Origin of the sequence: Pseudomonas marginalis, from assembly GCF_024169655.1 — a bacterium.
GTDB lineage: Bacteria > Pseudomonadota > Gammaproteobacteria > Pseudomonadales > Pseudomonadaceae > Aquipseudomonas > Aquipseudomonas paraveronii.
This window is the reverse complement of sequence record NZ_JALJWV010000001.1, coordinates 1,326,018-1,349,301: the sequence shown is the minus strand read 5'-3', so window position 1 is coordinate 1,349,301 and position 23,284 is coordinate 1,326,018. Positions and strand designations below refer to the sequence as shown.

General features: G+C 59.7%; 21 protein-coding genes. 5 read left to right on the top strand and 16 right to left on the bottom strand.

Features of this window, described 5'->3' with window-relative positions; all coding sequences use genetic code 11:
• Window positions 1-11: 11 nt before the first annotated feature.
• The 15 genes from rnhB to rpsB all read right to left on the bottom strand — a co-directional run bounded on the left by rnhB (window position 12) and on the right by rpsB (window position 14,648).
• On the bottom strand, window positions 12-644 hold the full coding sequence (gene rnhB / locus J2Y83_RS05960; RefSeq protein WP_017844751.1) for a ribonuclease HII: 633 nt from the start codon (window positions 642-644) through the stop codon (window positions 12-14).
• Entirely contained in the window at window positions 641-1,780 is a 1,140-nt protein-coding gene (gene lpxB, locus J2Y83_RS05955) for a lipid-A-disaccharide synthase (RefSeq protein WP_253393772.1), read from the bottom strand. The genes rnhB and lpxB overlap by 4 nt, the downstream gene beginning before the upstream one ends.
• A 2-nt stretch (window positions 1,781-1,782) precedes the next feature.
• Window positions 1,783-2,559 (bottom strand): acyl-ACP--UDP-N-acetylglucosamine O-acyltransferase, encoded by a 777-nt coding sequence (gene lpxA / locus J2Y83_RS05950; protein ID WP_247403883.1) that lies wholly within the window; start codon window positions 2,557-2,559, stop codon window positions 1,783-1,785.
• On the bottom strand, window positions 2,556-2,996 hold the full coding sequence (gene fabZ, locus J2Y83_RS05945) for a 3-hydroxyacyl-ACP dehydratase FabZ (RefSeq protein WP_003172281.1): 441 nt from the start codon (window positions 2,994-2,996) through the stop codon (window positions 2,556-2,558). The genes lpxA and fabZ overlap by 4 nt, the downstream gene beginning before the upstream one ends.
• Window positions 2,997-3,106: 110 nt before the next feature.
• Window positions 3,107-4,162 (bottom strand): UDP-3-O-(3-hydroxymyristoyl)glucosamine N-acyltransferase, encoded by a 1,056-nt coding sequence (gene lpxD / locus J2Y83_RS05940; RefSeq protein ID WP_247403880.1) that lies wholly within the window; start codon window positions 4,160-4,162, stop codon window positions 3,107-3,109.
• Between the two features lie 3 nt (window positions 4,163-4,165).
• Window positions 4,166-4,669, bottom strand: a complete 504-nt coding sequence (locus J2Y83_RS05935; RefSeq protein WP_003172279.1) for an OmpH family outer membrane protein — start codon at window positions 4,667-4,669, stop codon at window positions 4,166-4,168.
• Window positions 4,670-4,713: 44 nt separating this feature from the next.
• A complete protein-coding gene (bamA, locus tag J2Y83_RS05930; RefSeq protein ID WP_253393771.1) occupies window positions 4,714-7,101 on the bottom strand; it encodes an outer membrane protein assembly factor BamA in 2,388 nt (795 codons plus the stop codon).
• Window positions 7,102-7,175: 74 nt separating this feature from the next.
• Window positions 7,176-8,528, bottom strand: coding sequence for a sigma E protease regulator RseP (rseP, locus tag J2Y83_RS05925; protein WP_253393770.1), 1,353 nt, complete (start codon window positions 8,526-8,528; stop codon window positions 7,176-7,178).
• A gap of 53 nt (window positions 8,529-8,581) precedes the next feature.
• Window positions 8,582-9,772, bottom strand: coding sequence for a 1-deoxy-D-xylulose-5-phosphate reductoisomerase (gene ispC / locus J2Y83_RS05920; RefSeq protein ID WP_253393769.1), 1,191 nt, complete (start codon window positions 9,770-9,772; stop codon window positions 8,582-8,584).
• Entirely contained in the window at window positions 9,769-10,575 is an 807-nt protein-coding gene (locus J2Y83_RS05915; RefSeq protein ID WP_253393768.1) for a phosphatidate cytidylyltransferase, read from the bottom strand. Before J2Y83_RS05915 ends, ispC begins: the two co-directional genes overlap by 4 nt.
• Window positions 10,576-11,331 (bottom strand): polyprenyl diphosphate synthase, encoded by a 756-nt coding sequence (gene uppS, locus J2Y83_RS05910; protein WP_247399509.1) that lies wholly within the window; start codon window positions 11,329-11,331, stop codon window positions 10,576-10,578. It lies immediately after the preceding gene.
• A gap of 16 nt (window positions 11,332-11,347) precedes the next feature.
• Window positions 11,348-11,905, bottom strand: coding sequence for a ribosome recycling factor (gene frr, locus J2Y83_RS05905; protein ID WP_253393767.1), 558 nt, complete (start codon window positions 11,903-11,905; stop codon window positions 11,348-11,350).
• A complete protein-coding gene (pyrH, locus tag J2Y83_RS05900; RefSeq protein WP_095077480.1) occupies window positions 11,902-12,645 on the bottom strand; it encodes a UMP kinase in 744 nt (247 codons plus the stop codon). The genes frr and pyrH overlap by 4 nt, the downstream gene beginning before the upstream one ends.
• A 210-nt stretch (window positions 12,646-12,855) precedes the next feature.
• The gene (gene tsf, locus J2Y83_RS05895) at window positions 12,856-13,719 is read right to left on the bottom strand and encodes a translation elongation factor Ts (RefSeq protein ID WP_253393765.1); all 864 of its coding nucleotides are present in this window, start codon (window positions 13,717-13,719) and stop codon (window positions 12,856-12,858) included.
• A gap of 191 nt (window positions 13,720-13,910) precedes the next feature.
• A complete protein-coding gene (gene rpsB, locus J2Y83_RS05890) occupies window positions 13,911-14,648 on the bottom strand; it encodes a 30S ribosomal protein S2 (RefSeq protein ID WP_048719953.1) in 738 nt (245 codons plus the stop codon).
• 387 nt (window positions 14,649-15,035) lie between these two features.
• Between rpsB and map the strand changes: the two genes are divergently transcribed.
• The 5 genes from map (at window position 15,036) to J2Y83_RS05865 (ending at window position 21,523) form a co-directional block, all read left to right on the top strand.
• Complete coding sequence (gene map / locus J2Y83_RS05885) at window positions 15,036-15,818, top strand: type I methionyl aminopeptidase (protein WP_017844739.1); 783 nt, start codon at window positions 15,036-15,038, stop codon at window positions 15,816-15,818.
• A gap of 64 nt (window positions 15,819-15,882) precedes the next feature.
• A complete protein-coding gene (locus tag J2Y83_RS05880; RefSeq protein ID WP_253393763.1) occupies window positions 15,883-18,585 on the top strand; it encodes a [protein-PII] uridylyltransferase in 2,703 nt (900 codons plus the stop codon).
• A 39-nt stretch (window positions 18,586-18,624) separates the two neighbouring features.
• Window positions 18,625-19,824 (top strand): succinyldiaminopimelate transaminase, encoded by a 1,200-nt coding sequence (dapC, locus tag J2Y83_RS05875; RefSeq protein ID WP_253393762.1) that lies wholly within the window; start codon window positions 18,625-18,627, stop codon window positions 19,822-19,824.
• 89 nt (window positions 19,825-19,913) lie between these two features.
• Window positions 19,914-20,627 carry a M12 family metallopeptidase gene (locus J2Y83_RS05870; RefSeq protein ID WP_253393761.1) on the top strand — a complete coding sequence of 238 codons (714 nt, stop codon included), beginning with the start codon at window positions 19,914-19,916 and terminating at the stop codon, window positions 20,625-20,627.
• Between the two features lie 113 nt (window positions 20,628-20,740).
• Window positions 20,741-21,523 carry a M12 family metallopeptidase gene (locus tag J2Y83_RS05865; protein ID WP_253393760.1) on the top strand — a complete coding sequence of 261 codons (783 nt, stop codon included), beginning with the start codon at window positions 20,741-20,743 and terminating at the stop codon, window positions 21,521-21,523.
• A gap of 51 nt (window positions 21,524-21,574) precedes the next feature.
• Here J2Y83_RS05865 and J2Y83_RS05860 read toward each other — a convergent pair whose 3' ends face one another.
• Window positions 21,575-23,218, bottom strand: a complete 1,644-nt coding sequence (locus tag J2Y83_RS05860) for a Na+/H+ antiporter (RefSeq protein ID WP_253393759.1) — start codon at window positions 23,216-23,218, stop codon at window positions 21,575-21,577.
• Between the last annotated feature and the right edge of the window lie 66 nt (window positions 23,219-23,284).

The following is a 23,284-nucleotide window of genomic DNA, read 5'->3' as shown; positions in this document are numbered from 1 at the left end:
CAGCCTCGCGACTAAACCTCGCTGAGGCTCTCGCGCTGTTCGTAAGCCAGGCGCACCGGGGCGAACGAGCGACGGTGGATTGGCGTCGGGCCAAGACGGGCCAGCGCTTCCAGATGAACGGGCGTCGGGTAGCCTTTATGGCCGGCGATGCCGTAGCCCGGATAGATCAATTCGAACGCGGCCATTTCACGGTCACGGCTGACCTTGGCCAGAATCGAGGCTGCCGCGATGGCAGGCACCTTGCTATCGCCCTTGACCACCGCTTCAGCCGGCATCGCCAGTTTCGGGCAGCGGTTGCCGTCGATCATCGCCAGTTTGGGCGTGATATGCAGGCCCTCGACGGCGCGCTGCATGGCGAGCATGGTGGCGTGGAGGATATTCAGTTCGTCGATCTCTTCGACTTCGGCCCGGGCGATATGCCAGCTCAGGGCTTTTTCACAGATCTCGTCGAAGAGTTTTTCCCGACGCGCTTCGGTGAGTTTTTTCGAGTCGTTGAGACCGAGGATCGGACGGTTCGGGTCAAGAATCACCGCCGCCGTGACCACCGCGCCACAGAGCGGGCCGCGCCCGACTTCATCCACGCCGGCCACCAGTTCATGGGCTTGCGCGACCAGGCTGAAATCCAGCCCCATTTGCGTCGTCATAGGGCTTCCTGTTTGTGGCCGATCAACGTCAGCACGGCATCGGCGGCCTGGTTTGACGCATCACGGCGCAAGGTGCGGTGGATGGCGTCAAAGCCGCGAGTCTGCTCTTCGCCGCCGTCGATCAAGGGGAGTAGCGTCTGCGCCAGGGCTTCGGGCGTTGCATCGTCCTGCAACAATTCTGGCACCAACAGGCGCTGGGCCAGCAGATTGGGCAAGGAGATGTAGGGGCTTTTAACCATGCGCTTGAGAATCCAGAAGGTCAGCGGCGCCAGGCGGTAAGCCACGACCATCGGACGCTTGTACAGCAACGCCTCCAGGGTCGCAGTGCCCGAGGCGATCAGCACCGCATCGCAAGCCGCCAGGGCCAGGTGCGACTGACCATCGAGCAGGGTCAACGGCAGGTTGCGCCCTTGCAGCAATGTTTCGATTTGTGCACGACGTTGCGGGCTGGCACACGGCAGTATGAAGCGCACGCCAGGCTTCAAGGCCTGCAGGCGTTCGGCGGCATCAAAAAACAATGTGCCCAGGCGACCCACTTCGCCACCGCGACTGCCCGGCATCAGCGCGACAAGCGGGCCGTCGGGCAAGCCCAGTTCGGCACGCGCCGCAGCGCGGTCGGCGTGCAGCGGGATAGTATCGGCCAGCGTGTGTCCGACAAACCGCACCGGTACACCCTTCTCTTCGTAGAAACGGGCTTCGAACGGCAGCAAGGTCAGCATCAGGTCGCAACCTTCGCGGATCTTCAACACGCGCTTCTGCCGCCACGCCCAGACGGAAGGACTGACGTAATGCACGGTCTTGATCCCAGCCTGACGCAACCTGAGTTCGATATTGAGGGTGAAATCCGGCGCGTCGATGCCGATAAAAACGTCGGGCTTTTCTTCGATCAGGGTCTGAATCAGCAACTTGCGCCGCACCAGCAGTTCACGCAGACGACCCAACACCTCCACCAACCCCATGACCGACAAGCGTTCCATGGGGAAGTAAGACGTGAGGCCTTCAGCCTGCATCAACGGGCCACCCACACCGATAAACTCGACCGCCGAATGCTGGGCCTTAAGCGCCCGCATCAGGCCCGCGCCCAGGATATCGCCGGAAGCTTCCCCGGCGACCAATGCGATACGCAGATTGGCCATGATCAGCGAGTGATGCCGCGAGTCGACGCCTGGACCGAGTCACGGAACACCGCGACTTCCGGGAACAATGCTGCAGGCTCGGTCAGTTCAGTCAACGCTTGCTCAACCGTCAGGCCCTGGCGGTAAACCACCTTGTAGGCGCGGCGCAGGGCGTGGATCGCGTCTTCGCTGAAACCACGACGGCGCATGCCTTCGAAGTTCATGCTGCGGGCTTCGGCAGGGTTACCGAAGACCGTGACGAACGCCGGAACATCCTTGCCGATGGCAGTGCCCATGCCGGAGAAACTATGGGCGCCGATGTGGCAGTACTGATGCACCAGGGTGAAACCGGATAGGATCGCCCAATCGTCAACGTGTACATGGCCTGCCAACGCGGTGTTGTTGACCAGGATACAGTGGTTGCCGATCACGCTGTCATGGCCGATGTGCGCGTAGGCCATGACCAGGTTGTGATCACCCAGCGTGGTCTCGGCACGGTCCTGCACGGTACCACGGTGAATGGTCACGCCTTCACGAATGATGTTGTGATCACCGATTACCAAGCGTGTTTCTTCACCCTTGTACTTCATGTCGGGGGTGTCTTCGCCTACCGAGGAAAACTGGTAGATGCGATTGTGTTTGCCAATGCGGGTCGGTCCCTTGAGGATCACGTGCGGCCCGATGACAGTCCCCTCGCCGATTTCCACACCTGCGCCGACGATCGACCAAGGGCCGACCTCAACGTCGGCGGCCAGTACGGCCGACGGATCGATGATTGCGCGAGGGTCAATCAAACTCATAGTTTGCGTTCCGCGCAGATGATTTCGGCGGAGCACACTGGCTTGCCATCCACCGAAGCCTGGCATTCGAACTTCCAGATCTGGCGCTTACAACTGATGAACTTGGCTTCCAGGATCAACTGGTCACCCGGGGTGACCGGGTTACGGAAACGCAACTTGTCGGAGCCCACGAAATAGTAAAGCGTGCCGTCGGCAGGCTTGAGGTCGAGCATTTTGAAACCAAGGATACCGGCAGCCTGGGCCATTGCTTCGATGATCAACACGCCCGGCATGATGGGATGCGCGGGAAAGTGGCCATTGAAGAACGGTTCGTTGATGCTGACATTCTTGTAGGCACGAATGCGCTTTTCCTCAACATTCAGGTCCACTACACGATCCACCAGCAGGAACGGGTAACGGTGAGGCAGGTATTCGCGAATCTCGTTGATGTCCATCATTTCGGGGGGAAGCCTGTAATAAAGATTGGGGGCGGGCGACTAAACGCACGCCCCGCTAGCAAATCAAGGAGGCAGTCTAGCGGCTGTTCACACTTGATATGGAAATGGTATCAGCCTTCTGATGAAGCATTACCGCCAGGGGTCACGTCCCCAACACGCTTTTCCAGCTGCTTGAGACGTCGAGCCATGTCGTCGATATGTCTCAAACGCGCCGCACTCTTGCGCCATTCAGCCGCAGGCTGCATGGCGGTACCGGAAGAATAGGCACCGGGCTCGGTAATCGAGTGGGTGACCATGGTCATGCCGGTGATGAAGACGTTGTCGCAAATATCGATATGGCCCACCAGCCCTACGCCACCGGCGAGCATGCAATGCTTGCCGATCTTGGTGCTGCCGGATATGCCTACGCAGGCCGCCATGGCGGTGTGATCGCCAATCTGTACGTTGTGGGCAATCTGGATCTGGTTATCGAGCTTCACGCCATTACCGATCACGGTATCGGCCAAAGCCCCGCGATCAACAGCGGTATTGACGCCGATTTCCACATCGTCGCCGATCAATACGCCGCCGACCTGGGCAATCTTGTGCCAGACACCTTTCGAATTGGCAAAACCGAAGCCTTCACCACCAATCACCGCGCCCGACTGAATAACCACCCGCTGCCCGATACGCACGTCGTGGTACAGGGTCACGCGGGGCGCCAGCCAGCCATCGGCACCGATTTCACAGCGTGCACCGATAAAGCAGTGAGCGCCTACGGTGACGCCGGCGGCAATGCGCGCGCCACTTTCGATCACGGCAAAAGCGCCAATGCTGGCCGCAGGGTCAACCTGGGCATCATCGGCGATGACCGCCGACGGATGGATTCCTCCAGCCGCCTTGGGTTTCGGATCGAACAGGTGGGATACCCGCGCATAGGCCAGGTACGGATCAGCCACCACCAACGCGTCCCCGGCGTAACCCTCGGCGTCAGCAGCCTTCAGCAGCAGGGCTGCGGCTTGGCTGTCGGCCAGGTATTTACGGTATTGGGGATTTGCGAGGAAGCTCAACTGAGATGGGCCAGCCTCCTGCAAGGTGGCTAGCCCAGTAATTTCTTTCTCCGGGGAACCACGCAAGGTGGCTCCCAGGAACTCGGCCAACTCGCCGAGCTTGATAATCGCGGTCATGGCTTACTTCAGCTGGTTCATGCGCTCGATCACCTGGCGGGTGATGTCGTATTGAGGCTTGACGTCAATCACGGCGCCGCGTTCGAACACCAGGTCAAAGGCACCTTTCTTGATGACTTCTTCCACAGCGCTGTCGAGTTTCGGCTTGAGCTGCTTGAGCATTTCGCGGTCGGCAACAGCCTTGGCTTCGTTCAGTTCCTTGGACTGGAACTGGTAGTCACGGGCCTTTTGCTTGAATTCAAGCTCCAGGCGCTCGCGCTCGCCTTGCTGCATCTTGTCGCCACCGGCTACCAGACGATCCTGGATGCCCTTGGCACTGCTTTCCAACGTCTTGAGCTTGGTCAGTTGCGGACCGAATTTCTTCTCGGCATCCACCGCGTACTTCTTGGCCGCATCGGATTCCAGCAGGGCCATCTGATAGTTCAGGACGGCGATTTTCATCTCGGCGAAGGCCGGGGTGGTTACCAGCACAGTTGCCAGCAGAACCAATTGAGTCAACTTACGCACGATGTACTCCTACAGATCCGTTGTCGTTATCTTGGGTCAGACGCTTAGAACGTCTGGCCGAGGGAGAATTGGAAAATCTGGGTTTCAGCGTTATCCGGTTTCTTGATCGGCATGGCCAGAGCAAAGCTCAACGGACCAAGCGCAGTCACCCACGTCACACCAACACCTACGGAGCTCGCCAGGTTGCTGAGGCTTACTTCGTTACACTGCGTATTGGACTTCACGCCAGTCGGGTTAGTGACCTGATCGCACTTGGAGTCAAATACGTTACCCACATCCCAGAAAACCGAAGTACGCAGGGACCGCTGATCTTTCACGAACGGCAGTGGGAACAGGATCTCGGCACCACCCTGGATCAGCACGTTACCACCGAATGGCAGTGCGCTAGTGTCCGTATCCGCCACGGTGCCGGTGTTACCGGTCACGCCAGCGCCACGGCTAGGGGTACCACGCGGTCCCAAAGTGCTGTCCTTGAAGCCACGGACCGAGTTGAAACCACCCGCATAGTAGTTTTCATAGAACGGCAGGCCGTTGGTCGAACCATAACCGTCACCATAGCCCAGCTCAGTGTGCAGGCGCATGGTGTAATTGTCGCTCAGCGGCTGGAACAACTGGCCACGGTAGTCGAGCTTGAAGAACGACAGGTCGCTGCCCGGCGTGGTGGCTTCCAGGGTCACGCTCTGGGAGTGACCACGGGTTGCCAGTACGCCTTTGTTCAGGGTCGACTCGGACCAGCCGGCAGACGCCTTGAAGTTCAGGAACTTGTCGCCTTCACGACGGGTGAAGTCGAAGATCTCATCCACGGTGTACACACCGGTCTTGATCTCATCCTGCTGCGCGGTCAGGCCGAAGGTCAGACGCGAGGTCTCACTGATCGGGTAACCGATGTTGACGCCGGCACCCAGGCTGTCAATCGCATAGCTGGCAACGTTAACGTCGAGGTCTTTGTAGTCGGTGGTGCGGTAGAAGGCGTTATAACCCAGGCTCACACCATCAGCGGTCCAGTAGGGGTCGACATAACCGAAGTTATAGCGACTCTGGTATTCGCTGCGGGTCAGGCCGATGGAAACCTTGTTACCGGTACCGAGGAAGTTGTTCTGGGTGATCGAACCACCGAGGATCAGGCCGGCACTCTGTGCGAAACCGACGCTGGCGGTGATCGAGCCCGAGGCTTGCTCTTCGACGGCGTAGTTCACGTCAACCTGGTCGTCCACGCCCGGTACAGCCGGGGTTTCGACGTTGACTTCCTTGAAGAAGCCCAGGCGCTCAAGGCGGGTCTTGGACTGGTCGATCAGGTAAGTCGACGCCCAGCCACCTTCCATCTGACGCATTTCACGACGCAGCACTTCGTCCGCAGACTTGGTGTTGCCACGGAAGTTGATGCGGTTCACGTAGGCACGCTTGCCTGGGTCGACCACAAAGGTGATGTCCACGGTGTGGTCATCATCATGCGGGGTCGGCACGCCGTTGACGTTGGCGAAGGTATAGCCTTCGTTACCCAGGCGACGGGTGATCAGTTCGGACGTAGTGGTCATCAGCTTGCGCGAGAACACCTGGTCTTTCTGCACCAGCAGCAGGGACTTGACCTGGTCTTCAGGCACTTTCAAGTCGCCGCTGAGTTTGACGTCGCGGACCTTGTACTTCTCACCCTCGTTGACGTTGACGGTGATGTACACGTGCTTCTTGTCAGGGGTGATGGACACCTGGGTCGAAGCGATATCCATGTTGATATAGCCACGGTCCAGGTAGTAGGAACGTAGACGCTCCAGGTCACCGGAGAGTTTTTCACGGGCGTACTTGTCGTCGTTCTTGAAGAACGACAACCAGTTGGTGGTCTTGAGCTCGAACAGGCCGATCAGGTCTTCATCAGCGAACTTGGTGTTGCCCACCACGTTGATGTGCTGAATGGCCGCCACGGTGCCCTCGTTGATGTTGACCTTGAGGCCGACACGGTTACGAGGCTGCGGGACCACTTCCGTTTCCACGGTCGCGGAGTAGCGGCCCTGGGCAACGTACTGGCGTTGCAGTTCGTTACGCACACCCTCAAGGGTGGCGCGCTGGAAGATCTCGCCCTCGGCCAGGCCGGATTGCTTGAGGCCCTTCATCAGGTCTTCAGTGGAGATCGCCTTGTTACCCTCGATCTCGATACTGGCGACGGAAGGTCGCTCGACGACGGTGATGACCAGGACGTTGCCTTCGCGACCCAGTTGGATATCTTGAAAGAACCCGGTTTTGAACAGCGCACGAGTGGATTCCACCAGGCGACGGTCATCAGCCTGTTCCCCGACGTTCAACGGCAAGGCACCAAAGACGCTACCCGCGGAAACCCGCTGGAGGCCGTTGACGCGAATATCGGAGATAGTGAAGGACTCGGCGTGAACTTCGGCGATCATCAATACGGTGAGAACCGCAGTTAGCAGCAGACGTTTCATGAAGTCCTTTCTTATTCCAACTGGCAATAAACAAACTGCCGCAAAATGCGGCAGATTCGCAATTCAGCGAAGCGTTACAGTCGTCCCAGATCGTTGACCAAGGCTAACAACATCACCCCGACCACCAAACTGATACCGATCTGTATCCCCCAACCCTGCACCCGATCCGACAAGGGGCGACCACGCACCCACTCGACCAGATAAAACAACAGATGCCCCCCATCCAATACTGGAATGGGCAACAAATTCAGAACCCCAAGGCTAATACTCAGATAAGCCAGGAAATTCAGGAAATCCGCGATACCCGACTGGGCAGAAGCGCCCGCCACTTTAGCAATGGTTATCGGCCCACTCAAGTTTTTTACCGAGAGCTCGCCGAACAACATTTTCTTGAGCGACTCGAGAGTCAGCACGCTCATGGTCCAAGTGCGTTTCGCGCCCTCGCCAATTGCTGCCAACGGCCCGAAACTGACCTCACGCATCATTGAAGGCGGCCACTCCGGACGCTTGACCCCGGCACCGAGGTAACCCCCGGCCGCCTTGGCCTCCCCACGTACCGCCAGGGTCACGGGAACGTCAATTTGAGCACCATCGCGCTCAACTTTCAGCACAATTCTGGTATCAGGCCGCACGCGCACCAAGTCGACCACTTGCTGCCAATCACTCAGCGCCTGGCCATCAAGGGCCAACAGGCGATCACCGGTTTTCAGACCTGCGGCCTGGGCCGGGCCTTTCGGATCAAGTTCGGTGAGCACCGGCGGCAAGGCCGGGCGCCATGGGCGAATCCCCAGGGACTTGATCGGGTCCGGCTCATCGGAACCCTTGAGCCAATGGTCGAGAGTCAGTTCACGCGGGGTCTCGGACGAGGAGTCCTGCTCGCGCACCACGACATTGACAGTGCCGCTTTCGCCCAGGCGACGCACCAATTGCAAATTGACCGCCCCCCAACCCGTGGTTGGCTCGCCATCAATGGAAACAATTTCCTGCCCGGCGACCAATCCGGCCTTCGCCGCCATGCTGTCCGCCTCAACCGCACCGATAACCGGGCGTATCTGTTCGCTGCCGAGCATGGCCAGGAACCAGAAGAACACCATGGCCAACAGGAAATTGGCGATCGGGCCGGCGGCGACAATAGCGATGCGCTGACGAACGGTCTTGCGATTGAAGGACTGGTCCAGTTGATCCGCCGGCACTTCGCCTTCGCGCTCATCAAGCATCTTGACGTAGCCACCCAAGGGGATGGCGGCGATCACGAACTCGGTGCCGCGGCGGTCGTGCCAGCGCAGCAACGGCATGCCGAAACCGACGGAAAAGCGCAGTACCTTGACGCCGCAACGACGCGCCACCCAAAAGTGGCCGAATTCGTGGAAGGTAACCAGCACACCCAGAGCAACCAGGGTGCCGACAATCATGTAAAGCGCACTCATCTAATTTCTCCGCATTCCAATCCAGTGCCTGAAGACGCAAACGCGCCCACAGACTAACGCGCGTTGCGGCCCAACCATTGCTCGGCCAGGGCGCGGGCCTTGGCATCCGCCTCGAACACTGCCCCCAGATCATTCACAGCCACTACGGGCTCAAGACTCAGAACATCCTCGATGATACTCGCGATCTGCGGAAAGCGGATGCGCTGTGCGAGAAACGCTGCCACAGCCACTTCGTTAGCCGCATTGAGCATCGCCGGCGCACTGTTGCCCGCCTCCGCTGCCTGTCGCGCCAGGCGCAGGCACGGAAAGCGCTGCTCGTCCGGCGCCTCGAAGTCCAGGCGCGCAATGGCGAACAGGTCCAGCGGCGCAACACCGGAGTCAATCCGCTCAGGCCAGGCCAGGGCATTGGCGATCGGCGTGCGCATATCGGGGTTACCCAACTGCGCCAGTACCGAGCCATCCACATAGTCGACCAGGGAATGAATCACACTTTGCGGGTGAATCACCACTTCGACCTGGTCAGGCCGTGCATCGAACAACCAGCAGGCCTCGATCAATTCCAGGCCCTTGTTCATCATGCTGGCCGAATCCACGGAGATCTTGCGCCCCATGGACCAGTTCGGATGAGCGCACGCCTGATCCGGAGACACGTGCTCCAAGTCCGCCAGCGGAGTTTTACGGAAAGGCCCACCGGACGCTGTCAGCAAAATCCGGCGCACGCCGACCTGGCTCAAGCCACGGGCAAAATCACCGGGCATGCACTGGAAGATCGCGTTGTGCTCGCTGTCGAGCGGCAGCAATACCGCGCCGCTCTTGCGCACAGCCTGCATAAAGAGTGTGCCGGACATGACCAGCGCTTCTTTATTAGCCAGCAGGATTTTCTTGCCGGCATCGACAGCGGCCAGGGTCGGGCGCAAGCCAGCGGCTCCGACAATGGCCGCCACCACGGCATCCACCTCGGCATCAGCCGACACCTGGCACAAGCCCTCCTCGCCCACCAGCACCTGAGTGGCAAGGCCAGCGGCGCGCAGGTCATCCTGCAAGCCCCGCGCAGCAACGGCCCCAGGCACTACAGCAAAACGCGGCGCATGGCGCACGCACAGCGCCAGCAACTCAGTCAGGCGAGAGAAGCCGGTCAATGCGAAGACTTGATAGCGTTCCGGGTGGCGAGCGATCACATCCAGGGCGCTTAACCCTACCGAGCCGGTCGCACCCAGCACGGTGACCTGCTGCAGGCGGCTCACGAAGCAGCCATCCACAACAGCACGGCAAAAATCGGGATCGCAGCGGTCAGACTGTCGATGCGGTCCAGCACGCCGCCATGACCCGGCAACAGATTACTGCTGTCCTTGATTCCGGCCTGGCGCTTGAACATGCTTTCAGTGAGGTCGCCCACGACCGAGATGAACACGACGATGGCCGTCCCCAGCAAGGCCAGGCACAGCCCTTTCACCGACCAGTCACGCACAACCCCGACCACGAGCGTGATCACCAAGGTCAAGGCCAGGCCGCCGTATACGCCCTCCCAGCTCTTGCCCGGACTGACTGCCGGCGCCAGCTTGCGTTTGCCCAAAGCCCGACCGGAGAAGTAGGCACCAATATCGGCGCCCCAGACCAACACCATCACCGCCAGGATCAACTCATTACCGATCGGGAAGCGCTTGATCTCCACCAGCCCTTGCCAGGCCGGCAGCAGAATCAACAAGCCGATCACCAGCTTGCAGGCAACGCTGGACCACTGGCTGCTGGTACGCGGATAGGTCAGCACCAGGAAGGTCGCCAACGCCCACCACAGCACCGCTGCGCCCAACACCCAAGGAGCGAGATCCGGGAGGATGTACATCAGGAACAGCAACAGGGCCACGATGACGGCATACACCACGCGCGGCAACTGGGCGCTGAAGCCCGCCAGGCGCGCCCATTCCCAGGCGCCGAGTGTTACGACCAGGCCGATGAACAGCGCAAAGCCGGAACCGTCGAGCAGGAAAAAACCACACAAGGCAATCGGCAGCAGGATCAGTGCAGTGATGATTCGTTGTTTAAGCATTTAAACCCGGGCTCCAGCTTCGATCTGCTCGCTCGTTTTACCGAAGCGACGCTGACGGGAAGCGAAATCGGCCAGCGCATTACGCATGGCATCGTGTTTGAAGTCCGGCCAGAACAGGTCGGAGAAATACAGCTCGGTGTAGGCCAACTGCCACAACAGAAAATTACTGATGCGGTGCTCGCCACCGGTACGGATGCACAAGTCCGGCAGCGGCAGGTCACCGGTGACCAGGCAGGTTTGCAACAGTTCGGGCGTGATCTCGTCCGGCCGCAGATGGCCAGCCTGCACTTCGCGGGCAAGCCGTTGCGCAGCCTGGGCGATGTCCCACTGACCACCATAGTTGGCGGCGATCTGCAGCACAAAACGGTTACTGCCAGCAGTAATGGCCTCGGCCTCACGCATGGCCGCTTGCAGCCCCGGATGGAACCGCGAGCGATCACCAATGATGCGCAAAGTGATGTTGTTATCGTTGAGGCGCTTGGCCTCACGACGCAAGGCCTTGAAGAACAGATCCATCAAGGCACTGACTTCTTCGGCCGGGCGCTGCCAGTTCTCACTGGAGAAAGCGAACAAGGTCAACACTTCGACCTTGGCCTCGGCGCACACCTCAATCACCGCCCGTACTGCATCGACACCCGCTTTGTGCCCGGCGACACCGGGCAAAAAGCGTTTTTTCGCCCAGCGATTATTCCCATCCATGATGATCGCGACATGGCGCGGCACCACGGAAGGCACAGTCTGCTTGGTCTTTTCCATGAAAGCGCCCTGACCCTTATACGGCCATCAAGTCCGCTTCTTTTTGCTTGGTGGCCGCATCGACATCAGCTTCGGCCTTGTCGGTCAGCTTCTGGATGTCTGCCGCCGCACGGCGCTCTTCGTCTTCGCTGATTTCCTTGTCCTTGACCAGCTTCTTCAGCTCGCCCAGGGCATCGCGACGGATGTTGCGCACGGCAACACGTGCATCTTCCGCTGCGCTACGCGCCTGCTTGGTGAAGCCCTTGCGGGTTTCTTCAGTCAGGGCAGGCATGGAGATCAGCAGCAACTCGCCCAGGTTGGTCGGGTTGAGGTTCAGGCCGGCGCTCTGGATCGCCTTGTCGACCGCCGCGAGCATGTTGCGCTCAAAGGCTACGACTTGCAGGGTGCGCGAGTCTTTTACGGTGATATTGGCCACTTGGGTGATGGAGGTGTCCGTGCCGTAGTACGGCACCATCACGCTACCCAGAATGCTTGGGTGAGCCTTGCCGGTACGAATCTGACCAAATGCGTGGTTCAGAGAGTCCAGGGATTTCTGCATACGCTCTTGAGCGTCTTTCTTGATTTCGTTGATCATTGTTGGCCTTCCTCGATCAGAGTCCCTTCCGCGCCGCCGTGTACGATGTTCAGCAGGGCACCGGGCTTGTTCATATTAAATACGCGCAGCGGCATCTTGTGGTCGCGGCACAGGCAAATTGCCGTCAGGTCCATCACGCCCAGCTTGCGATCCAGCACTTCATCGTAGGTCAGATGATCGAACTTCTCGGCATGCGGGTCTTTGAATGGATCTGCAGTGTATACGCCGTCCACTTTGGTGGCTTTCAACACGACGTCTGCGTCGATTTCAATCGCACGCAAGCATGCGGCCGAATCGGTGGTGAAGAACGGGTTGCCCGTACCAGCAGCGAAGATGACCACGTCTTTGGAGTTCAGGTGGCGCATGGCTTTGCGGCGATCATAGTGATCGGTCACGCCCACCATGGAAATAGCCGACATCACGATCGCCGAGATGTTGGCACGCTCCAGGGCATCGCGCATGGCCAGGGCATTCATCACAGTGGCCAGCATGCCCATGTGGTCGCCGGTGACCCGGTCCATGCCCGCCGCACTCAGTGCTGCACCGCGGAACAGGTTGCCACCACCAATCACCAGGCCGACCTGTACGCCGATACCGACCAACTGGCCGACTTCCAGCGCCATGCGGTCGAGCACCTTGGGATCGATCCCGAACTCTTCCGAGCCCATCAGGGCCTCGCCGCTAAGCTTGAGTAGAATGCGTTTATAGCGAGCCTGATAACCACTGCCCTGCTGAGCCATTGCGAATCTCTCCTGCGGCGTATTTTTAAAAATTCTTGGCGAGCCGTTTACGGCTTGCGTTCACTCTAGCTGGACGCTGCTACAGCGCCATCGGAACACGGCTTTGTAAGCCAGTTCCGAGGGGAAGCCAAATAAAATCGACCTTCCCATTTGAAAAGAGGCTGCGCGCGTGAGCGGGCAGCCTCTTTCGGGCGACAGTTGAAAACTGTCTTATTGCTTGGCGGCAGCCAGCTGGGCAGCAACTTCTTCAGCGAAGTTGTCGACCGGCTTCTCGATACCGTCGCCTACTTTGTAGTAGGTGAAGGAAACGATTTCAGCACCGGCTTTCTTGGCCAGTTCGCCAACCTTGATTTCAGGGTTCTTGACGAACGCCTGCTCAACCAGGCTCGCTTCAGCCAGGAACTTGCTGATACGGCCTTTGATCATGTTTTCAACGATGTTCTCTGGCTTGCCCGCGATCTTGTCAGCGTTGAGGCTCAGGAACACGGCTTTTTCACGTTCGATTGCGTCAGCGGACACTTCCGATGGCAGCAGGAACTCAGGGTTGCTGGCCGCTACGTGCATAGCGATGTCTTTGGCCAGTTCAACGTTGCCGCCTTTAAGGGCAACCACAACGCCGATTTTGTTGCCGTGCAGGTAACCGCCGACAACATCACCTTCAACGCGAGCCAGGCGACGGATGTTGACGTTTTCGCCAACCTTGCCGACCAGAACCAGGCGATCAGCTTCTTGAGCGGCGATCAGCGGCTCAGCAGCAGTCAGCTTGTCGTCGAATGCTTTCTTGACGCTGGCAGCAACGAATGCCTTGAAGTCATCCTGCAGAGCCAGGAAGTCGGTCTGCGAGTTCACTTCCAGCAGAACAGCGACTTTACCGTCTTCAACCAGAGCGATAGCACCTTCAGCAGCAACGTTGCCTGCTTTCTTGGCAGCCTTGATGGCGCCCGAAGCACGCATGTCATCAATGGCTTTTTCGATGTCGCCGCCGGCCTTGGTCAAGGCCTTTTTGCAATCCATCATGCCTTCGCCGGTACGCTCACGCAGTTCTTTAACCAACGCTGCAGTAATCTCTGCCATTTCAAAATCCTCTTGGATAGGTTTTCAACCATTCCACCCGATCAAACGGGCGATCAATTCTTCCCGAATCTCCCTTGTAGGCCGCTGCACGTTACAGATGATGTAGCTGCGCTGCCGACAAATGGTTTTCGAGGGGGCAAAAAGGGGGCCAAGCCCCCTTTTTGCTTACTGAGTCAACGCCAGGGCGTCAATTACTCAGCTGCGGCTACCGGAGCTTCTTCAACGAACTGCTCGGTACCACCAGCAACGTGGTTGCGACCACGGATGACAGCATCGGCCATCGAACCCATGTACAACTGGATAGCGCGGATGGCGTCATCGTTGCCTGGGATGATGTAGTCAACGCCATCAGGGCTGCTGTTGGTATCGACTACGCCGATAACAGGAATGCCCAGTTTGTTGGCTTCGGTGATCGCGATGCGCTCGTGATCAACGTCGATAACGAACAGTGCGTCAGGCAGGCCGCCCATGTCCTTGATACCACCCAGGGAACGATCGAGCTTTTCCAGGTCGCGAGTGCGCATCAGCGCCTCTTTCTTGGTCAGCTTGGCGAAAGTACCGTCTTCGGCTTGCACTTCAAGGTCACGCAGACGCTTGATGGAAGCACGGATGGTTTTGAAGTTGGTCAGCATGCCGCCCAACCAGCGGTGATCGACGTACGGCGAACCGCAACGTGCTGCTTCTTCAGCAACGATCTTGCCAGCGGAACGCTTGGTGCCGACGAACAGAATCTTGTTTTTGCCCTGGGCCAGGCGCTCTACGAAAGTCAGAGCTTCGTTGAACATTGGCAGGGTTTTTTCAAGGTTGATGATGTGGATCTTGTTACGCGCGCCGAAAATGTATTTACCCATTTTCGGGTTCCAGTAACGGGTTTGGTGACCGAAGTGCACACCGGCCTTCAGCATATCGCGCATGTTGACTTGGGACATGATAGTTCCTTAATAAGTCGGGTTTGGCCTCCACGTATCCCAATGACCAACCAGCGGCATCAAGGCCTCCGGCACCCAGGTCATCGTGTCGACACGTGTGTGGATTTAAGCTCTGCGGGGTATCCCCGGAAAGCGGCGCATTTTATACCACACGAAGGGCAAAAACGAAACCCGCAATCACATTTGCCGCCAACGACTTTTGCGCAACCCTTTGAAAAGCGCCACTATCACCCCACTTTATAGAGACAACCGACGGCCAGACGCTCATGATTTGCCGCCCGCGTCTGGTAGAATCAGGTTTTTTGGGGCTTGTGCGAATTCTGTAACCTTTTGCCGCACACCCGTAAACCGTATTGATTTCAGCGCCTCGCGCTAGAGAGAGCCTGTATGACTGTTACCTTGAAAACCGCCGAAGACATCGCTGGCATGCGCGTTGCCGGCAAACTGGCGGCCGACGTGCTGGAAATGATTGCCGAACACGTCAAGCCCGGCGTCACCACCGAAACACTGGACCGCATCTGCCACGACTATATAGTCGACGTGCAAAAGGCTATCCCTGCCCCGCTGAACTACAAGGGCTTCCCCAAGTCGATCTGCACCTCGATCAACCACGTGGTCTGCCACGGGATTCCGGGCGACAAGCCGCTGAAAGACGGCGACACCCTGAACATCGACGTCACCGTCATCAAAGACGGCTACCACGGCGATACCAGCCGCATGTTCCACGTCGGCACTGTGCCGGTCTGGGCCGAGCGCCTGTCACAGGTGACCCAGGAATGCATGTACAAGGCCATTGAAATCGTCAAACCCGGCTGCCGCCTGGGCGATATCGGTGAAGTGATCCAGAAGCACGCTGAAAAGAACGGCTTCTCGGTGGTTCGCGAGTTCTGCGGCCACGGCATCGGCAAGGTGTTCCACGAAGAGCCGCAGATTTTGCATTACGGCCGTGCCGGTACGGGCATGGAACTGAAAGCGGGCATGACCTTCACCATCGAGCCGATGATCAACCAGGGCAAGGCCGACACCAAGGTACTGGGCGACGGCTGGACCGCCATCACCAAGGACCGCAAGCTCTCTGCCCAGTGGGAACACACCCTGCTGGTCACCGACACCGGCTACGAAATCTTCACCCTGCGCGCGGACGACACGATCCCACGCATTTCGGCGTAACGGCTGCCCCGGTTTTCCCAAACTGTGTTGTGACTGACTGATAGCTAGAAAGGAAAGCCGAACGATGCCCCAGGTGGACCCCGAACTCTTCGACCGTGGCCAGTTCCAGGCCGAACTGGCGCTGAAGGCCAGCCCTATCGCCGCCTTCAAGAAGGCTATCCGCCAGGCCCGCGAGGTGCTCGACGAGCGCTTTCGCAGTGGCCGGGACATCCGTCGGCTGATCGAGGACCGTGCCTGGTTCGTCGATAACATCCTGCAAAAGGCCTGGGAACAGTTCAGTTGGAGCGAAGACGCCGATATCGCCCTGGTGGCGGTCGGCGGCTACGGCCGGGGTGAGTTGCACCCCTACTCCGACATCGACCTGCTGATCCTGCTGGACAGCGCCGACCATGAGATCTTTCGCGATTCCATCGAGCGCTTTCTGACACTGCTGTGGGACATCGGCCTGGAAGTCGGCCAGAGCGTGCGTTCGGTGGCCGAATGCGCCGAAGAAGCCCGCGCCGACCTCACCGTCATCACCAACCTGATGGAAAGCCGCACCATCGCCGGCCCCGAGCGTCTGCGTCAGCGCATGCTCGAAGTCACCAGCACCACGCAAATGTGGCCGAGCAAGCACTTCTTCCTGGCCAAGCGCGCCGAGCAGAAAGCCCGGCACCACAAGTACAACGACACCGAATACAACCTGGAACCCAACGTCAAAGGCTCCCCCGGAGGCCTGCGCGATATCCAGACGATTTTGTGGGTCGCCCGTCGCCAGTACGGCACCCTGAACCTGCGCGCCCTGGCCGGTGAAGGCTTTCTGGTGGAGAGCGAAAACGCCCTGCTCGCCTCGTCCCAGGAATTCCTCTGGAAAGTGCGCTACGCCCTGCACATGCTCGCAGGGCGCTCCGAAGATCGCCTGCTGTTCGACCATCAGCGCTCCATCGCCACCCTGCTGGGTTTCGAAGGTGAAGACGCGAAGACCAGCATCGAAAGTTTCATGCAGCAGTACTACCGGGTGGTCATGAGCATTGCCCAGCTCAGCGACCTGATCATGCAGCACTTCGAAGAAGTGATCCTGGCCCCGGAAGACGAAGCCCCGCCGCAGCCGATCAACGCACGCTTCCAGCTACATGACGGCTATATCGAGGCGCGCAACGACAACGTATTTCGCCGCACGCCGTTCGCCATGCTGGAAATTTTCGTGCTGATGGCCCAACAGCCGGAAATCAAAGGCGTGCGCGCCGACACGATTCGCCTGCTGCGGGAAAACCGTCACCTGATCGACGATAACTTTCGCAACGACATCCGCAACACCAGCCTGTTTATCGAGCTGTTCAAGTGCAAGATCGGCATCCACCGCAACCTGCGGCGGATGAACCGCTACGGCATCCTCGGGCGTTACCTGCCGGAGTTCGGTTTTATCGTCGGGCAGATGCAACACGACCTGTTCCACATCTACACCGTGGACGCCCACACCCTGAACCTGATCAAGCACCTGCGTAAGCTGCAGTACAGCCAGGTGTCAGAGAAATTCCCGCTGGCCAGTAAGCTAATGGCCAAGCTGCCCAAACCCGAACTGATCTACCTGGCCGGCCTGTACCACGACATCGGCAAAGGCCGCCACGGCGACCATTCGGAAGTCGGTGCGGTCGACGCCGAGGCGTTCTGCCAGCGCCACCAGTTGCCGTTGTGGGACAGCCGCCTGATTGTCTGGCTGGTGCAGAACCACCTGGTGATGTCGACCACCGCCCAACGCAAGGACTTGTCCGACCCGCAGGTGATCCACGACTTCGCCGGGATCGTCGGCGATGAGACCCGCCTCGACTACCTGTATGTGCTGACGGTTTCCGATATCAACGCCACCAACCCGACGCTGTGGAACTCGTGGCGCGCGAGCCTGCTGCGCCAGTTGTACACCGAGACCAAGCGCGCCCTGCGCCGAGGCCTGGAAAACCCGGTGGACCGCGAAGAACAGATCCGCCGCACCCAAAGCGCGGCCCTGGACATCCTGGTGCGCGGCGGCAACGACCCGGACGACGTCGAGCAATTGTGGTCGCAACTGGGCGACGATTACTTCCTGCGCCACACCGCCGGCGACGTGGCCTGGCACAGCGACGCGATCTTGCAGCAACCGGCCGACGGCGGCCCGCTGGTGTTGATCAAAGAGACGACCCAACGCGAGTTCGAAGGCGGCACGCAGATTTTCATCTACGCCCCCGACCAGCATGACTTCTTCGCCGTGACCGTGGCGGCCATGGACCAGCTCAACCTGAACATCCACGACGCCCGGGTCATCACCTCCAGCAGCCAGTTCACCCTCGACACCTACATCGTGCTCGACACCGAAGGCGAGTCCATCGGCGATAACCCGGTGCGGGTGAAAAAGATCCGCGAAGGCCTGACCGAAGCGTTGCGCAACCCGGATGACTACCCGACCATCATCCAACGCCGCGTGCCGCGCCAGCTCAAGCATTTTGCGTTTGCGCCGCAGGTGACCATTTCCAACGACGCCCAGCGCCCGGTGACGGTACTGGAACTCAGCGCACCGGATCGCCCGGGCCTGCTGGCGCGGATCGGCGGGATTTTCCTGGAGTTCGACCTGTCGTTGCAGAACGCCAAGATTGCAACCCTTGGCGAGCGCGTGGAAGACGTGTTCTTCATTACCGACGCCGATAACCAGCCGCTGTCCGACCCCGAGCTGTGCCGCCGCCTGCAGGATGCAATCGTCCAGCAACTGAGCGTGACCCAGGAACCCGGCGTCGAGCTGACGCGCCTGACGATTTGATACTCGCCCAGTTTTTAACGCCTTGCATGAGATCCACCGATGAACAACGCCCTGAACCAGTTGCAGCCTTACCCGTTCGAAAAATTGCGCGCGCTGCTCGGCAGCGTCACGCCGAACCCGGACAAACGCCCGATCGCGCTGTCCATCGGCGAGCCCAAGCATAAATCGCCGACATTCGTCGCCGAGGCGTTGAGCAATAACCTCGACCAGATGGCGGTGTACCCGACCACCCTGGGCATTCCTGCGCTGCGCGAAGCCATCGCGGCCTGGTGCGAACGCCGCTTCAATGTACCCAAGGGCTGGCTGGACCCGGCGCGCAACATCCTGCCGGTCAACGGCACCCGCGAGGCGCTGTTCGCCTTCACCCAAGCCGTGGTCAATCGCAGTGACGATGCACTGGTGGTGAGCCCGAACCCGTTCTACCAGATCTATGAAGGCGCCGCGTTCCTGGCCGGTGCCAAGCCGTACTACCTGCCGTGCCTGGATGCCAATGGCTTCAACCCGGACTTCGACGCCGTGTCGCCAGACGTCTGGAAACGCTGCCAGATCCTGTTCCTGTGCTCCCCCGGCAACCCGACCGGCGCACTGATCCCGGTCGACACCCTGAAAAAGCTCATCGCCCTGGCCGACGAATATGACTTCGTGATTGCCGCCGACGAGTGCTACAGCGAACTGTACTTCGACGAACAAAGCCCGCCGCCGGGCCTGTTGAGCGCCTGCGTCGAACTCGGCCGCCAGGACTTCAAGCGCTGCGTGGTGTTCCACAGCCTGTCCAAGCGCTCCAACCTGCCGGGCCTGCGTTCCGGTTTCGTGGCTGGCGACGCCGACATTCTCAAGGCCTTCCTGCTGTACCGCACCTACCACGGCTGCGCGATGCCGGTGCAAACCCAACTGGCAAGCATCGCCGCCTGGCAGGACGAAGCCCACGTCCAGGCCAATCGCGACCTGTACCGGGAAAAATTCGACGCCGTGCTGGCGATCCTCAAGCCGGTACTGGACGTGCAAGCCCCCGACGGCGGTTTCTACCTGTGGCCGAATGTAGACGGTGACGATGCCGCCTTCTGCCGGGACTTGTTCGTCGAAGAACACGTCACCGTGGTGCCCGGTTCGTACCTGTCGCGGGATGTAGAGGGTGTCAACCCAGGTGCCGGCCGCGTGCGTATGGCATTGGTTGCACCACTGGCGGAGTGCGTGGAAGCGGCTGAGCGGATCAGCGACTTCATTCAGCGCAGGAAGTAACCTCGCCAAATCCCGCACTGTGTCGCACAGTGCGGGAACCTCCTTCACTCGCTCACCACTAACAGGCAAACTTCCTACGAGTATTGCCTATGAACCCAATCACCTCGTCGCTCACCCCTCCCCCCGCTTATGAGCCGCCCTCGAATAACGGCATTTCCCCTCCCGAATCCGCCAGGCGAACAAAAAGAGGCATCGCCGACAACGACAAACGCTGGCCGGACGGTGTGGTCACCGTTGCGCTCGACCTGAAGGACGAAAAAAGCAAAGCGCTGGTGGTGGACGCTATTCGCGAATGGGCCCACCACACGCCGACACTGCACTTCAATATCGTCGATGGCAAAAAGGGCGATATTCGCATTTCGGACGATGAAGGGCTCAAGGGCAATTGGTCCGCCATTGGCACAGCGGCCAGGGACATCGATGAAGATCAACCCACGATGCACCTCAACCGGACTGACGACTCGAAGAAGTTCCGCGGTACGGCCCTGCACGAATTCGGCCACGCCCTCGGGTTGTTGCACGAGCACCAGCACCCGCAGAACACCCTGGATTGGAACGAGCCCGAGGCGTATGACTACTACACCAGCAATATTTTCAGCGAAGCCATGGTGCGCGAACACGTCCTTGAACCAGACAACCGGCCCGGTCTGCAGATCACCCCATACGATCAGCGGTCCGTGATGCATTATGAAGTTCCGGCGGCACTGAGGCACAACGGCCAGGCCACTCCTCACAACACAACCCTTTCCGCAGGCGACAAGCAAACGATCAGAATGCTGTACCCCCCGGTCAACCCGACGTAGCGGGCACAGGGGTAAACATAGGCTCACGTATTCACTCAACACCGCCGGGAACTTTCCTGCCTTTGGCACGAATCAACCAACGTCCAGTCCCGACCTGCCGCAGGAAACATTCAATGATAACCCTCGCCCCCGAAGCCGCTTATCAGCCTGGCACTCACTGGCCGCCTGGCGAAAGCGCCGGTAGTGCCACGCCAACGTCCAGCCTTTCGAGAAGTCGACGCAGTGTCGGCGAACCCGGCAAATACTGGCCGCAAAACACGACCCTTACGATCGCCATGTATGAGTATGAAGCGGACGATAAATACGTGCTGGCGGTCAAAAAAGCCGCCAGCCATTGGCTGCCCCATATCAACCTGAAGTTTGATTTTGTCTCGGGCGACAGCGGCGATATCCGTATCGCACAGAATCCGCCAGGCGATAACGGCGGCGCGTCATCCGTAGGCACCGATGCGCGGAACATACCGCTTGGGATGCCAACCATGCGCCTGCCCATGGATCACAACGATCCTCGATTCGAATACACCGTCCTGCATGAATTCGGGCACATGCTGGGCGCCCATCACGCCCACCAGCATCCCGACGCCAACATTCCCTGGAACCGTGAACACATCCACCAGGCCTACCGCCGCAGCCCCAACCCGCATCAGGTACGGGACAACGTCCTGCCGCTGACGCGCAGCAGCGCTTATGACTTGCTGCCTTACGACCCTGACTCGGTCATGCACTATGCGGTCAGCCCGGACCAGACCGATGGCAAGCGGGCGCATATCGAGAACAGGTCACTGAGTGACGGAGACATTGCCTGGGCCAAAAAAGCCTACCCTCAAGCCGCGCCCATGCCCCCCGTGATCCGTCATCCACGCTTTCGTGATGCCGACTTCGACTGCACCGTTTAAGGCGTTGCACACTCAGCGTCGAGGGCACGGGCCGCAGCGACAGCCAATTGCCTACTTCGGCGATCCCAGGTTCGCTTCACTCATATCCAACTCGCTCAACACTTCCCTCAACACGTCATCCCCAATTCGGTGATGACGGCTCAGGCTGTACAACTCCAAGCGCTGCGCGCGCAGGGCCTTGAGCCGCAGTTTTCGCTCCAGTTGGTCCATCTGCAACGCGAGCGCCTGGGCTTCGGCGGAGTCGTTAAAGACATCCAACTGATGCCGGTATTCCGACATCAGTCGCGCCTTCAACTCGGTAGCCAGTGCGGCCTGAGCGGCGTCCGCGGGAGCGCTCTCGGTAGGATCTTCGACCTCAAGCGCATGGATCGCGGCCACGGCGGTCTTTTTCCAAGCCTCGCGCACTTCATTGTGATGTTTTTCATCGGGGCTTTTTTCAATGCCGCGCAGCAGCAGCGGCAACGCAATACACGCAGCAACGAGCGACAGCAGGATCACCCCGGCCGCGATAAAGATCAGCAGGTCGCGCTCCGGGAACGCCTTGCCCGGCGCCAGCAGCAAGGGCACCGACATCACACCGGCCAACGTCACCGCCCCGCGCACGCCGCCCACGGTCAACAGCCAGCAGGAGCGCGCCGTCGGCACCAGGGTAAGCTCGCTTTTCCCACGCAGGCGCCGGAGCACACCCGACAGACGCCAGATGCTTTGCACCCAAATGAACCGCAATACCAACAGCACCAGGAAGATCGCGATCACGTCCAGACAGCGATACAGCAGGGTCGGCCACAGCGTGGTTTCATGACTCGCCACCGCCTTGATAATGTCCGGCAGTTGCAGGCCCAATAGCAGGAAGATCAAGCCATTGAAGGCAAACTCCAGCAGCGACCACACACTGCGATTGAGCAAGCGCGTGCTGGTCTGGCGGGGCAGCAGGTCCAGCCAGCTTTGCATCATGCCCGCCGCCACCGCCGAGAGAATGCCCGATGCGCCCAGGCGTTCGGCCAGAACATAGGCGGCAAACGGCAGCAGCAACATGAACACAACGTGGGTGGCCGGGTCGTCCCACCCTCGCGCAATCATCCAGACACGCAGGCGCCCCACCAGCCAGCTCAACGCAATCCCAACCGCCAGACCGCCGATGGCCACCAGTACAAAGGTCAGGCTGGCATCCGCCAGGGAAAACACCCCGGTCAAGGCTGCCACCAGGGCGAACTTGAACGTCACCAGGCCCGTGGCATCGTTCATCAAGGCCTCGCCCTGAAGCATATGCATCAAGGGCGTGGGTAAACGGTTCTGGGAAATGGCCGACACCGCCACGGCGTCCGTCGGCGACAACACCGCCGCCAGGGCAAACGCCACCGGCAACGGAATCGAAGGCAATAGCCAATGAATGAAGTAGCCGGCGCCGACCACGGTGAACAGCACCAGCCCTACCGCCAACGTCAGAATCGGCCCGCGCAGACGCCACAATTCGCGCTTGGGCATGCGCCAGCCATCGGAGAACAGCAGCGGCGGCAGGAACAAAAACAGGAACAACTCCGGGTCCAGCGCGACATGCAGCCCCAGCGTGGGCCAGGCCAGCAAGGCCCCGGCGGCAATCTGCACGAGGGGTAACGGCAGCGGGATGACTCGCCAGACCAGCCGCGAAACGCTGACCAGCATCAGCAGGATAAGAACGGTGTAGGCGGTTTGCATAACGCGGGTTTCCCGGACAATCGACTTGCAACGACACACATCAGGCAACAACTCACCATTGAAGTG

Coding starts and splice junctions, on each gene's coding strand:
- rnhB (WP_017844751.1), bottom strand. CDS start 644: ATGACGACGCAAATGGGGCTGGATTTCAGCCTGGTCGCGCAAGCCCAT.
- lpxB (WP_253393772.1), bottom strand. CDS start 1,780: ATGGCCAATCTGCGTATCGCATTGGTCGCCGGGGAAGCTTCCGGCGAT.
- lpxA (WP_247403883.1), bottom strand. CDS start 2,559: ATGAGTTTGATTGACCCTCGCGCAATCATCGATCCGTCGGCCGTACTG.
- fabZ (WP_003172281.1), bottom strand. CDS start 2,996: ATGATGGACATCAACGAGATTCGCGAATACCTGCCTCACCGTTACCCG.
- lpxD (WP_247403880.1), bottom strand. CDS start 4,162: ATGACCGCGATTATCAAGCTCGGCGAGTTGGCCGAGTTCCTGGGAGCC.
- bamA (WP_253393771.1), bottom strand. CDS start 7,101: ATGAAACGTCTGCTGCTAACTGCGGTTCTCACCGTATTGATGATCGCC.
- rseP (WP_253393770.1), bottom strand. CDS start 8,528: ATGAGTGCGCTTTACATGATTGTCGGCACCCTGGTTGCTCTGGGTGTG.
- J2Y83_RS05915 (WP_253393768.1), bottom strand. CDS start 10,575: ATGCTTAAACAACGAATCATCACTGCACTGATCCTGCTGCCGATTGCC.
- uppS (WP_247399509.1), bottom strand. CDS start 11,331: ATGGAAAAGACCAAGCAGACTGTGCCTTCCGTGGTGCCGCGCCATGTC.
- frr (WP_253393767.1), bottom strand. CDS start 11,905: ATGATCAACGAAATCAAGAAAGACGCTCAAGAGCGTATGCAGAAATCC.
- pyrH (WP_095077480.1), bottom strand. CDS start 12,645: ATGGCTCAGCAGGGCAGTGGTTATCAGGCTCGCTATAAACGCATTCTA.
- tsf (WP_253393765.1), bottom strand. CDS start 13,719: ATGGCAGAGATTACTGCAGCGTTGGTTAAAGAACTGCGTGAGCGTACC.
- rpsB (WP_048719953.1), bottom strand. CDS start 14,648: ATGTCCCAAGTCAACATGCGCGATATGCTGAAGGCCGGTGTGCACTTC.
- map (WP_017844739.1), top strand. CDS start 15,036: ATGACTGTTACCTTGAAAACCGCCGAAGACATCGCTGGCATGCGCGTT.
- J2Y83_RS05880 (WP_253393763.1), top strand. CDS start 15,883: ATGCCCCAGGTGGACCCCGAACTCTTCGACCGTGGCCAGTTCCAGGCC.
- dapC (WP_253393762.1), top strand. CDS start 18,625: ATGAACAACGCCCTGAACCAGTTGCAGCCTTACCCGTTCGAAAAATTG.
- J2Y83_RS05870 (WP_253393761.1), top strand. CDS start 19,914: ATGAACCCAATCACCTCGTCGCTCACCCCTCCCCCCGCTTATGAGCCG.
- J2Y83_RS05865 (WP_253393760.1), top strand. CDS start 20,741: ATGATAACCCTCGCCCCCGAAGCCGCTTATCAGCCTGGCACTCACTGG.
- J2Y83_RS05860 (WP_253393759.1), bottom strand. CDS start 23,218: ATGCAAACCGCCTACACCGTTCTTATCCTGCTGATGCTGGTCAGCGTT.